We start from the raw sequence: 11,221 nt of genomic DNA, 5'->3' as shown, positions 1-11,221 counted from the left end.
GGTTTCAGGAAGGATCATGCGTCGGTTCAAAGTGTGGAGCATCCTCCCTGCGCCCGAAAACGCATGCCGCTCCAGCTGGCCGCCGCTGTAAAAAGAGCCTCCCACCGACGCCTGCGCAGGGATGCTAACCCAGGGCCAACCATTTGTGCAACATCGATATAACAGCGGTGCCAGGCAAATTATCGGAATTGTCGGATTTTGGATTTCCGGCGTGGGGGCCGCTTTGTCGGAAGACCTCCAATGCAAGGCCGCCCCTCTGCTTCTCAATCCAGGAACGCCAGAACACGCTGCCAAAGCAGCGCCGCGGCTGTGTCGTTGTAGTCGGGCAGAGCTGGATCCGAGAAATAATGTCCCGAGTTTGGATAGCGGAAGATCCGCACATCGGTTTGCGCGGCCTCGGCGGCGTGCTGCCAGGCGCGGACATCCGGCTCGGGGAAGAACGGATCGGTGTCGGCGACATGCAATTGAACCGGCAGGCCGGGCCGGATGTTCGCAGGCACGGTTGCCAGCCCATGCAACAGCAGCACCTTGGCCGTCAGCGGCCGCAAGGCCCAGACTGACGCGACCACGCCTGCACCCATCGAAATCCCCGCCAGCACCGTATCGCCGGGCGTCGAGGCCAGGGCATCGCGCGCCCTTTGGCAAATGACCTCCCAGCCGATCCGCGCCTTGATCGCGAAGCCTTGCTCGAGATCGTCCGTCGCCACGCCCGCATAGAGGTCCGGCAGCGAAACGGCGTGACCGGCGGCGCCCAGCTTTCCAGCGAGATGCCGCTCGTGCTCGCGCAGCCCCAGAACCGAATGAAACAGGATTATGTTCGCGGACATCCGGTCATGATACCTGCCGGCACATGCCGTCTCAACGGCTGGGTACGTCATGAGGCGTGCGGCTTCCATTCTCCCGGCGTGGCACTACTTTGGACTGAACCCAAAGCACTCGACTGGAGAACAACATGAAGCCGCAAATCATCTGCCATATGCTGGCATCCCTTGACGGCAGCCTCCACCCCAGCCGCTATACCTCGAGCCCCGATGGCACCCGGGCCGAGTGGTCGAGCCTCTACGAGCACATCCATAATGATCTCGCGGCTGATGCCTGGATCGTCGGGCGCGTCACCATGGCCGAGATGAGCAAGGCCGGCGCGCATCCGCCGGCCAATGCCGGCAAGGTCGACCGGCCCTATCATTTCGCGCAAATAGGTGCGGGTTATGCCGTGGCGCTCGATGCCTCGGGCAAGCTTCATTTTTCCAAACCCGACATCGGTGGCGACCATGTCGTGGTGCTGCTTGGGCGCGACGTTGCCGACAGCCATTTGGCAGAGCTTGCCGCCGACGGCGTGTCCTATATCGTCGCGGAAACCGGCGATATCGATCTCGCCGCGATGCTTGAGGTCCTCGGACGCGAACTCGGCATAAGCCGGCTGCTGCTCGAGGGCGGCGCCAGCATCAACGGTTCCTTCCTCGCCGCCGGGCTCGTCGATGAATTGAGCCTTCTCGTTGCACCCGCGATCGACGGACGGGCCGCCAATCAGGGTTTCGTCGAGTTCGGCGAGAGCGGCCTGGCGGGCAAGACGCAGCTGTCCCTGAAGAGCTGCGAGGCGCTGGCGCATGGGCTCGTCCATCTGCGCTACGCGGTCAGCCCTGGAGCATAATCCCGAAAGGTCGCGGCGTGGCCCAGGGTCTCCGCGACGGGGCTGACGAAGTCAGAGACTTCGGCTCACCTCGAGCGTTGCTAAGCGCATCAATACCGCATGGCGTCGAGATCGGCGATCAGCGTCGGGCCGGTGGGGTGCCAGCCGAGCCGTGCCTGGGTCAGAGCGCTGGAGGCCGGCAGATCCATCGGCGCGAACATCGCCATCCAGCCGAAATGCTCCGCCGCCTTTTCCGGCGCAATGGAAACCACCGGCAATTTCAAACCCCGGCCGAGCGCCTCGGCGATAGCGCGCACTTCGACACCTTCCTCGCCGACCGCGTGATAGCGCGCGCCCGGCTGCCGCTTTTCCACGGCGAGCCGGTAAAGCCGCGCCGCATCGAGGAGGTGGCCCGCGGAGTAGCGATTGCGGCCGTCGCCGACATAGGCCGAGACGCCCCTTTCACGCGCGATCTCGATGAGCGGCGTGATAAGGCCTTGCTTGACCGGATTGTGGACCTGCGGCAGCCGCACCACCGACACATTGATGCCGGCGTCCAGCAAGGCATTGCCGGCCAGCTCCGAGGCGATGCGCGGATTGGGATGGCTGGCGTTGAAGACGTCCTCGATCGCCAACTGGCCATGCCCGGGGCTGCCCATGCCGACGCCAGAGGTGATCACCAGCGGCCGGTCGGAGCCGGCGAGCGCGGCGCCCAGTGCGGCGATGACGCGTTTGTCCTTTTCGCAATTCTCGGCAAACCGCGAAAAATCGTGGTCGAATGCCGTGTGGATCACGCCGTCCGCCTTGGCCGCGCCATCGCACAGCCCTTCGGGCTCCTCGAGCGTTCCGCGATGCACTTCAGCACCGGCGGCGGCCAGCGCCTCGGCGCCGGCGTCGGAGCGGGTCACGCCGACCACCTGATGGCCTGCCTTGATGAGTTCGGGAACGATCGCGGAACCGATGAAACCGGTCGCGCCGGTGAGAAAGATACGCATGCAAAATCTCCTGTACAGTTGCCTGCGTAATATTGCCGGTCTATTATTCTATTAAAGTAGTGATCTTATCGTGGTATAATGGCTAACAGGATGCCTTCCAATTCCGGCTCACTAGCAGCGTTCCTCAAAGACCGGCGCACCCGGCTTGATCCCGCATCATTCGGGTTTTCCGGACGCAGACGCACGCCGGGGCTGCGCCGCGAAGAGGTCGCACAGCGCGCCAACATCAGCCCGACCTGGTACACATGGCTGGAACAGGGCCGCGGCGGCGCACCCTCGGCCGATGTCCTCAACCGCATCGCCAAGGGGCTGCTGCTGACCGAGGCGGAGCGCGAACATCTTTTCATGCTCGGGCTGGGGCGCCCGCCCGAGGTCCGCTACAGGGGCGTCGAAGGCGTCAGCCCCCGGCTGCAGCGCCTCATCGACACGCTCGATGCCAGCCCCGCCATAGTCAGGACCGCCACCTGGGACGTCGTTGCCTGGAACCGTGCCGCGAGGGTCGTGCTGACCGACTACAGCACCCTGCCCGAGGGCGAGCGCAACATTCTGCGCTTCATGTTCCTCAGTCCCCATATCCGCGCCAGGCAGCACGACTGGCAAAACCTCGCCCGTTTCGTGGTGGGCGCGTTCCGGGCCGATGCGGCACGCGCCGGTGCTGTCTCCGAGGTGCGTGAACTCGTCGACGAACTCTGCAGCGCCAGCCCCGAGTTTGCCGCCCTGTGGCGGGAAAACGGCGTGCTCAGCCATGGCGACGGGACAAAGCGCCTGAAGCACCCGGAACTTGGCGATATCGAACTGGAATATTCGGGCTTCGCGGTCGACGGCCGGCCGGATTTGAGCCTGACCGTCTACAACCCGGTCGACAGCGCCGTCGCCGACCGTATTCGCACGCTGGCCCTCACCCGACACCCCAAAGAGTAAGGGCGGGACGACCTATCCGCTGCGATGACTCCCGCCCGCTCTCAAGCGCGCTCGCAGACCGCCTTCAGGATCTGCAAGGTCGGTCCCCAGTAGAGATTGGCGTGCGGACGGATCGCCGGTTCGGCGAAGTCGCTGAGCGTCAGTGTCAACAGTGTTCCCCCATCCGCCGGCGCCAGGTCGAAGCTGACCACGGTGTGATTTTCGGGCACGTCCGCCAGACGCGAGGCCGACAGCGTGCTCCAATAGCTGTAGGCGAAGCTCATTCCCGGCTCAAAAGTGCGGATGGTGCCGTGGTTTTCGAACGGTATTCCGTGCAGCAGTCCGCGCATGACGATCGCGCCGCCGGCCTGCCCTTGCAGGCTGACGGTCAACTCCTCGTCGGACATCCATTGCGGGATCATTTCTGGCGTCGTTAGTATCCGCCAGACCTTGGCCGGCACGGCACCGATGACGACGGTCTTGGTTATCGGCGCAGCGGACTCACTCATGGGGTGCAGATTATAGCGGATGCGGCGGCGACAATATCGCTGTTCCAGGCGGTACGGATGCCGCCATTGCCCCTTGCCCTGTATAGGAAGACAGCACCACGCTTGCGAAGCCATTGCAGCCCGTGGCATCTGTCGGCTCCACCAGCGCAGACGGCACCATGACACCACGGCAGACACGGCAGAGCGGCAGGCAGGGGGCGCCCGGCGTCAGTCTCAACCGGGCGCTGTCGAAGCTCGGCCTGTGCTCGCGCACACAGGCCGAGGTGCTGATCGCCGAAGGCCGCGTGCGCGTCGGCGGCAAGGTGGTGCGCGATGCGGCGCTGCGCGTCGACCTCGACCGCGACCGCATCGTCGTCGACGACAGGCCGGTGGTTGCCGAGCGCAAGGTCTACCTCATGCTCAACAAGCCGCGCGGGCTGGTCACCACCCGCGACGACCCGCAGCAGCGCGACACCGTCTATGCCTGCCTGGAAGGGCTCGATCTGCCCTTCGTCTCGCCGGTAGGCCGGCTCGACAAAGCCAGCGAAGGCATGCTGCTGATGACCAACGACACCCGGTTTGCCAACCGGCTGATGGACCCGGCCTCGCATCTGCCCAAGACCTATCACGTGCAGATCGGCACGGTGCCGGACGAGGCGATGCTGGAGACGTTACGCGCGGGCGTGACCGTCGACGGCGAGACCCTGACCGCCAGCTCGATCGAACTCTTGCGCAGCGGCGGCCGCACCGCCTGGCTGGAGATCGTGCTCGACGAAGGCCGTAACCGCCACATCCGTCGCCTGCTCGCCGCGCATGGCGTCGAGGTCCTGCGCCTCATCCGCATCGCTATCGGCCGCCTGCCGCTCGGCGACCTCGCCAAGGGTACGGCACGGCATTTGACAGCAGAAGAGTTGGCGCTGCTGAGGGGGTAAGCAGGGCGTGCCGCTGGTGCAGGCGCACGGCGATCCTTCCTGACGGAAAGCTGTCAGCAGGCCTGGCCTATAGGTCGGATGGGAGCCGGCCACGGCTTCAACGATCAGGGAGCCAATGCAATGAATTTCGTCTCCGTCCGCATCATCACGTCGGACGTCCAGCGTCTCGTTCACTTCTACGGTGAGATCACCGGCATGCCCGTGACGGTGTACACGGAAGACTTCGCCGAACTGGCGACGCCGACCTGCACGCTGGCGATCGGCAGCACGCGCACCTTGATGCTGTTCGGCGGCGACATCGCCCGCCCCGCCGACAACCACACCGCCATCATCGAGTTCCGCGTCGGCGACGTCGATGCTGAATTCGCCAGGCTCTCGGACCTCCTCAGGAATATCACTGTGCAGAAGCCGACCACCATGCCCTGGGGCAACCGCTCGCTGCTGTTTCGCGACCCTGACGGCAATCTGGTGAATTTCTTCACGCCGGTAACCGCTGAGGCGATCAGGAAATTCGACAGATAGGCGTAAGCGGCGCCGCTGGCCGAAGCTGCTCTATTTCTGGTTCCATTTCCGGATGACCGGCTCGCTCAAATCATGCTCGTAGCCGAGCACGCTGATGCTGGCCGTATCGAGCACGAGCAGCGCGCCGCCCTCCGGCGGCAGCCCGATCCAGCGCGCCGCCAGCACGCGCAGAAAATGCGCGCTGGAAAACACCAATATGCTGGCATTGGCCTCGCGCAGCCCAGCGATAATCCTGTCGGCCCGCGCGCCGACATCGGCCGCCATCTCGCCCTTTGGACACCCATCGCGAAACACATTCCAGCCGCGGCGCTCGGCCAGGATCTGTTTTGTCGTCAGCCCCTCATAGGCGCCATAGTCCCACTCCTGCAGATCGTCCTTCTTGACGCTCTGCGCGCCGAAGCCGGCCAGTACGCTGGTGTTGTAGGCGCGCTGCGACGGGCTCGACCATACGGCCGAAAAAGACAGGCCCTCGAGCCTGTCCGCGAGACCCCGCGCGGCGGCCTCGCCAACCGGGGTCAACGGCATGTCGGTGCGGCCGGTATGCTGCCCCGAAAGGCTCCATGCCGTTTCACCATGCCGGACCAGATGGATTTGCGGATACGGGTTGCTCATGGACTGCCTTTCAATGTCACCGGCACCTTAGGCGACGATGCGGCAAAGGGGAATCCGCTTGGTACAAGACTGCGTGGTCGCCTGGCCTTGATCCGCGGCGGGGCCGGCCCTGTGATCGGCCCGAGGCCGCAACTATATCAAGGCCAGCCCTCCACAAGGCTCCCGCCACCTCAAGGGCATCGGCCCTTGCGCAACAGGTCATGTCATCATGTACAAACATTTGCTCATCGCCACGGACGGATCGGAACTGGCCGACAAGGGCGTTACCCACGGCCTGACATTGGCCAAGGGCCTCGGCGCCTCTGTTACTTTCATCACCGTCTCCGAACAATTCCCGATCTTCGCCTGGGGCGGCGCCATGGCCGGCTACGCCGCCGGCGATGAACTGGCCGCCTATCAGGAAGAAGCGCGCAAATACGCCAAGGAAGTTCTCGACAAGTGCAAGGCATCGGCCGACGCCGCCGGCGTCTCGGCGGAGGTCGTGCATGTCGAGGACAAAAGGCCCGCCGAAGCCATTCTGGAACTGTCGCAGGCCCTGGGCTGCGACCTGATCGTCATGGCTTCGCACGGCCGCCGCGGACTAGGCAAGCTGCTCCTCGGCAGCCAGACGGCGGAAGTGCTGTCCTACACGGAGATCCCGGTGCTGGTCGTGCGGTAGGGCTACTACGGATCGCATGCTCCATCGAAGCGGGTAATGACAATGTCGTTACGCTGTGCTAGATATGCGCAACGAAGGAGCCGTCCATGCCAACGTCACATCATCCGGTGCCGAAGAGCGTTCCGCTCAACATCCGCGTCAAGCCGGAAGTTCGCAATCTGATCGACCGCGCAGCCGAATTGCTCGGTAAGAATCGCACCGACTTCATGCTTGAAGCCTCGCAACGCGCCGCTGAGGAAGCGTTGCTCAACCGTCTCGTGTTTACCGTCGAACCGGATGTCTACGCTGCGTTTCTGGCACGCCTCGACGCGCCGCCGCAGCCCAACGACCGATTGCGCCGCACGATGACGACAAAGGCTCCGTGGGAAGCTGCGTGACGCTGTCGGTCCCGGTTCCACTCGCGGATCATCACGAACTCGGGGAATTTTCGTCGGGCATTACAGCGCTCGACGATTGGTTGAAAAAACGTGCTCGCACCAATCAAGCGGGCGGTGCATCCCGGACCTATGTGACTTGCAAAGGCAACCGTGTGATTGGCTACTATGCCGTTGCCAGCGGCGCCGTGAAAATGGTCGAAGCTTCCAGCCGTTTCCGGCGCAACATGCCCGATCCGATCCCCGTCGCAGTGCTAGGCAGGTTGGCCGTAGACCAAGCCTATCACGGTCGGGGCATCGGTCGGGCGCTGGTAAGGGATGCCGGTCTACGAATTCTCCAGGCTGCTGAAATACTGGGCATCAAAGGCATAGTGGTGCATGCGATTTCCGACGATGCCCGAGCTTTCTACATCACCATCGGGTTCGAGCCCTCGCCGGTCGAGCCGTTGACACTCATGGTCACGCTCGCTGATCTCAGCGAAAGCATTGGCTGACGACTTCCTGCCAGTGCTCTGGGGAAGTCCGGCGCCTAGAACACCAACTCCCCCACGAGATAGACCCCAAGCGCCAGCAACCCCGCGAAGAACACTTTGCGGAAGGTCTCGACGCTCATCTTCTGGCGCAGCGCCTGGCCGGCGAACATGCCGGCCAGCGCCGGCACAAGGGCTGCGACCGACCCCACCAGTTGCGCACTCGGCGACGCCAGGGCGCCTGCCTTGAACAACCCGATGGCGAGCGCCGCCGTCGACACGGTGAAGGACAGGCCGAGCGCCTGGATCAGGTCTTCTTTCTCCAGCCGCAGCGACTGCAGATAGGGCACCGCCGGGATGACGAAGACGCCGGTGGCGCCGGTGACCAGCCCGGTCGCCACCCCGACCAGCGGTGACATCAAGGCTTCGCGGCGCGCCGGCGTGGTGAAGCCGGCTTTGGCGAGGCCGAGGATCGCATAAAGCACCAGTGCGGCGCCCAGCCCCACTGAGGCCGCGCCCGTATGCGTGCCGGTCAGCAGGCCGGCGCCGGCAACGGTGCCGAGCATCACGCCGGCCATCATCGTCCACAGCCGCTTGCACAGCCGGGCGAAGGACGGGCCGGTCAGCAATTGCCAGAGGTTGGTAACCAGCGACGGGATCAAGAGCAGGGCAGCCGCCTGCGCCGGCGGCATCGTCACCGCCAGCAGGCCCATCGCAACGGTCGGCAGGCCCATGCCGACGACGCCCTTGACGAAGCCGGCGGCGAGGAACACGGCGCCGATCCAGGCGAGGATGCCGGCGCTCAGCATGATCGTATCTTCAGGGCCGGATCAGTCATGCAGCAGCATATCGGTTGCGTCGGCATCCGGGCTGGCGGCCTTTGCCGGCGCCGCATCGCGGCTGGTGGATACGACCGTCGCCGCGCATCCCCGCAGGCCTGATCCCGCTCGCGCCATGGCAAGGCCGGCCACCGCAATGGCCAGCACGATCGCCGTGCTTTCAAGAATGCCGAGCCGGCCTGATGTTCGTTCGTTCATCGCAATTCTCCTTCGAAACTGTTTGACGAAAATCCTGGCCGATCACAATGTGGAAGTTGCGCTGCCAGCCTTCGGCCACGACGAAGGCTGGTTGGCCGACCGCCTTCCCGGCGCTGAATATTCGCAGGAGCAAGAGAATGCGCTTCGATCTGGTCGATCTCCGCCTGTTCCTGCTGGTGGCCGAACGCGGCAGCATCACCCATGGCGCCGAGCTTGCCGGACTGGCCCTGGCGTCGGCCAGCGCCCGCATCAAGGGCATGGAGGAGCGGCTCGGCGCGCCGCTGCTGGAGCGCCGGCGCCGTGGGGTGGTGCCGACGGCGGCCGGACAGGCGCTGCTGCATCATGCGCGCGCGGTGCAGAACCAGATCGAAGCGATGACCGGCGACCTCGCCGCCTATGCCACCGGCCTGCGCGCCCGCGTCCGGCTGATGGCCAACACCGCCGCCACAGCCGAGTTGCTGCGCGAGATCCTGCCCGCCTTCCTTGTCGCGCATCCCGGCATCGACATCGAGCTCGACGAGCGCCCCAGCCATGAGATCGCGCAAGCCGTGGCCAGTGGTGCGGCCGATCTCGGCATCGCCGCCACCTGGGCCGGCCTTGCGCACCTCGAGCAGAAACCGTTCTTCATCGACCGGCTGGTGGTGATCGCCGCGCGAAACCGGCCCGGCCTTGAAGGCCGCACCGTCAACCTCACTGAGCTTCTCGGCGAATCTTTCGTCGGCCTCAGCACCGGCCATGCGCTGCAGGAGCACATCGCCCGCCAGGCGGCCCGCCTTGGCGGCCATCTGCATATCCGCATCCACGTTCCCGGCCTCGACAATGTCTGCCGGCTGGTCGCGCAAGGTGCCGGCATCGCCATCGTGCCGGAAAGTGCCGCCCGCCGCTCGGCGCGGACGCTACGCACACTGCGGCTGACCGATGACTGGGCAACGCGCCAGCTCAACCTCTGCGCCCGCCGCTTCGACGAGTTGACACCGCAGGCAAAATTGCTCGCGACAGCGCTGGCGTGAGCCGGACAGCGAGCACCTATCCCCATCAGCGCTGAATCATTGCCTTGCTTTTCAAATGTTCGTGACGTAGCTTGTTTGCACATTGGCAAAAAAATCGCCAAACTTTTTTCCTTTTGTGAAAGACGGGGACTTTGCGGGAACATCTCGATCTGACCGATCGGCGGCTGGTCAAACAGCTGTCGCAGGACGCCCAGCCGGGCATCAACCGGATCGCCGAGATATTGGCGATTTCGGTGCCGACGGTGCGCTCGCGGCTGCGCAACCTGCTCGACCGCAACCTACTCAAGATCGTCGGGCTGCTGAACCTGACCGAGCGCCCCGAGCTGATCTCCGCCATTGTCGGCATCAATGCCCAAGGGCGCGGCCGGGCCCGCGAACTGGCGCAGCGCATTGCCGAACTGCCTTTCGTCAATTCGGCCTCGGTGGTCACCGGACGCTTCGACATCATCGTCGACGTGACGGTGGCCGGTGACGTCGCCGATCTCTACCGCGTCACCAGCGAACTGATCCCCGGCGCCGGCGAGCCGGGCGAAGTGGTGCGCAGCGAGACCTTCGTCGTCATGGCGTCCTGCAACAAATGGGTCAGCCTGCCGGAAGGCTGCTGGTCGGACGACCGCAAGGAGCCGGCATGAAGATCGCGGTTCTCGGCGGCCTCGGCCTGCAAGGCCGGGCGGCAATCGCCGACCTCGTCGCCAGCGACGGCGTCGAGGAAATTGTCTGCGTCGACACCGCGCCGGACGGCCCTGCCCGGCTTGCCGGCCTGACCGATCTTGCCCGCGTGCGCTTCGTGGTGCCTGAGGGCGCGATCGGCCAGGCCCTGGCCACTGTGCTTGATGATGTCGACGCCGTCATCGACCTGTTGCCGCAGCCGCTGATGCGCGAGGCGGTAAAGGCCGCGATTGCCACGCGCACGCCGCTGGTCACCACCAATTACGCCAAGTCGATCGCCGACCTGGCGCCGGCCGCCGAACAGGCCGGTGTCTCGATCATGACCGAATGCGGGCTCGACCCCGGCATCGACCTCGTGCTCTACGCGCGCGCCGCCAGGCAGTTCGACTCGATTTCTTCGATCGATTCCTATTGCGGCGGCATCCCCGAGCCGCAGGCGATGGCCAAGCCGCTGTGCTACAAGGTGAGCTGGAATTTCGACATGGTCCTGGTCAGCCAGAACCGCGACAGCGTGATGATTGAGGACGGGAACCGTGTCGCGGTGCCTGCCGGCCAGCAGCACGACAATCCGTTCATCCATGAAATCGAGGTTGCCGGTCTCGGCAGGCTCGAAGCCTTCCCCAATGGCGACGCGCTCCACTATGTCGAGATGCTGGACGCCGCAAAAGGGCTGCGCCGCTCCGGCCGCTACACACTGCGCTGGCCGGGATGGTCGGCCTTCTGGGCGCCGTTGAAGGAACTCGGTTTCCTCTCTGAGGACAAGGTGCCCGGCACCTCCAACAGCCCGCGCGAATTCCTTGGCCGGCTGCTCGGCCCGCAATTGCAATACGGCCCCGGCGAAAAGGATCTTTGCGTGATGCGCAATGTCTTTTCCGGCCTCGAAGGCGGCCGCGCCAAGACGGTGACGTCGGACCTGATCATCGA

General features: G+C 64.8%; 16 protein-coding genes. 10 read left to right on the top strand and 6 right to left on the bottom strand.

The features are described from left to right. Nucleotides 1-263 precede the first annotated feature (263 nt). On the bottom strand, nucleotides 264-827 hold the full coding sequence (locus EN879_RS11135) for a dienelactone hydrolase family protein (protein ID WP_024501764.1): 564 nt from the start codon (nucleotides 825-827) through the stop codon (nucleotides 264-266). Nucleotides 828-952: 125 nt separating this feature from the next. Between EN879_RS11135 and EN879_RS11130 the strand changes: the two genes are divergently transcribed. Beyond that, complete coding sequence (locus tag EN879_RS11130) at nucleotides 953-1,651, top strand: RibD family protein (protein ID WP_063168646.1); 699 nt, start codon at nucleotides 953-955, stop codon at nucleotides 1,649-1,651. An 89-nt stretch (nucleotides 1,652-1,740) separates the two neighbouring features. On the opposite strand, the gene EN879_RS11125 is transcribed toward EN879_RS11130, so the two are convergent. Continuing rightward, entirely contained in the window at nucleotides 1,741-2,625 is an 885-nt protein-coding gene (locus EN879_RS11125; RefSeq protein ID WP_063168647.1) for an SDR family oxidoreductase, read from the bottom strand. Nucleotides 2,626-2,703: 78 nt separating this feature from the next. Between EN879_RS11125 and EN879_RS11120 the strand changes: the two genes are divergently transcribed. Then, entirely contained in the window at nucleotides 2,704-3,546 is an 843-nt protein-coding gene (locus EN879_RS11120; protein ID WP_063168648.1) for a helix-turn-helix transcriptional regulator, read from the top strand. A 41-nt stretch (nucleotides 3,547-3,587) separates the two neighbouring features. On the opposite strand, the gene EN879_RS11115 is transcribed toward EN879_RS11120, so the two are convergent. After that, nucleotides 3,588-4,034 carry an SRPBCC domain-containing protein gene (locus tag EN879_RS11115; protein ID WP_063168649.1) on the bottom strand — a complete coding sequence of 149 codons (447 nt, stop codon included), beginning with the start codon at nucleotides 4,032-4,034 and terminating at the stop codon, nucleotides 3,588-3,590. Nucleotides 4,035-4,192: 158 nt separating this feature from the next. Here EN879_RS11115 and EN879_RS11110 point away from each other — a divergent pair, with 158 nt between their 5' ends. After that, a complete protein-coding gene (locus tag EN879_RS11110; protein WP_063170295.1) occupies nucleotides 4,193-4,945 on the top strand; it encodes a pseudouridine synthase in 753 nt (250 codons plus the stop codon). A 120-nt stretch (nucleotides 4,946-5,065) separates the two neighbouring features. Next, complete coding sequence (locus tag EN879_RS11105; protein ID WP_013530567.1) at nucleotides 5,066-5,467, top strand: VOC family protein; 402 nt, start codon at nucleotides 5,066-5,068, stop codon at nucleotides 5,465-5,467. 30 nt (nucleotides 5,468-5,497) lie between these two features. On the opposite strand, the gene EN879_RS11100 is transcribed toward EN879_RS11105, so the two are convergent. Continuing rightward, nucleotides 5,498-6,079 (bottom strand): histidine phosphatase family protein, encoded by a 582-nt coding sequence (locus EN879_RS11100; protein ID WP_063168650.1) that lies wholly within the window; start codon nucleotides 6,077-6,079, stop codon nucleotides 5,498-5,500. 208 nt (nucleotides 6,080-6,287) lie between these two features. Between EN879_RS11100 and EN879_RS11095 the strand changes: the two genes are divergently transcribed. From EN879_RS11095 to EN879_RS11085, 3 genes are all read left to right on the top strand, one after another. Beyond that, nucleotides 6,288-6,737, top strand: a complete 450-nt coding sequence (locus tag EN879_RS11095) for a universal stress protein (RefSeq protein ID WP_027160859.1) — start codon at nucleotides 6,288-6,290, stop codon at nucleotides 6,735-6,737. Between the two features lie 86 nt (nucleotides 6,738-6,823). Beyond that, nucleotides 6,824-7,114: a DUF1778 domain-containing protein gene (locus EN879_RS11090; RefSeq protein ID WP_013530564.1), complete on the top strand. Its 291-nt coding sequence runs from the start codon at nucleotides 6,824-6,826 to the stop codon at nucleotides 7,112-7,114. Next, the gene (locus tag EN879_RS11085; protein WP_063168651.1) at nucleotides 7,111-7,605 is read left to right on the top strand and encodes a GNAT family N-acetyltransferase; all 495 of its coding nucleotides are present in this window, start codon (nucleotides 7,111-7,113) and stop codon (nucleotides 7,603-7,605) included. The genes EN879_RS11090 and EN879_RS11085 overlap by 4 nt, the downstream gene beginning before the upstream one ends. Before the next feature lie 35 nt (nucleotides 7,606-7,640). Here the strand turns inward: EN879_RS11085 and EN879_RS11080 are convergent, their stop codons facing one another. Together EN879_RS11080 and EN879_RS11075 are read right to left on the bottom strand one after the other, a co-directional pair. Next, nucleotides 7,641-8,390 carry a sulfite exporter TauE/SafE family protein gene (locus EN879_RS11080; RefSeq protein WP_063168652.1) on the bottom strand — a complete coding sequence of 250 codons (750 nt, stop codon included), beginning with the start codon at nucleotides 8,388-8,390 and terminating at the stop codon, nucleotides 7,641-7,643. Between the two features lie 21 nt (nucleotides 8,391-8,411). Continuing rightward, nucleotides 8,412-8,618: a hypothetical protein gene (locus EN879_RS11075; protein WP_063168653.1), complete on the bottom strand. Its 207-nt coding sequence runs from the start codon at nucleotides 8,616-8,618 to the stop codon at nucleotides 8,412-8,414. Between the two features lie 137 nt (nucleotides 8,619-8,755). Here EN879_RS11075 and EN879_RS11070 point away from each other — a divergent pair, with 137 nt between their 5' ends. The 3 genes from EN879_RS11070 to EN879_RS11060 form a co-directional block, all read left to right on the top strand. Beyond that, nucleotides 8,756-9,628, top strand: a complete 873-nt coding sequence (locus EN879_RS11070) for a LysR substrate-binding domain-containing protein (protein WP_063170296.1) — start codon at nucleotides 8,756-8,758, stop codon at nucleotides 9,626-9,628. A 131-nt stretch (nucleotides 9,629-9,759) separates the two neighbouring features. Next, the gene (locus EN879_RS11065; RefSeq protein ID WP_024501775.1) at nucleotides 9,760-10,260 is read left to right on the top strand and encodes an Lrp/AsnC family transcriptional regulator; all 501 of its coding nucleotides are present in this window, start codon (nucleotides 9,760-9,762) and stop codon (nucleotides 10,258-10,260) included. Further along, nucleotides 10,257-11,221: saccharopine dehydrogenase C-terminal domain-containing protein (locus EN879_RS11060; RefSeq protein ID WP_127274054.1), on the top strand; the 965-nt coding region annotated here is incomplete at its 3' end. The genes EN879_RS11065 and EN879_RS11060, both read left to right, overlap by 4 nt.

It is taken from the genome of Mesorhizobium sp. M7A.F.Ca.AU.002.02.1.1, assembly GCF_003998535.1.
In the GTDB taxonomy this organism is placed as follows: domain Bacteria; phylum Pseudomonadota; class Alphaproteobacteria; order Rhizobiales; family Rhizobiaceae; genus Mesorhizobium; species Mesorhizobium ciceri.
This window is presented reverse-complemented; position numbering and strand designations above follow the sequence as displayed.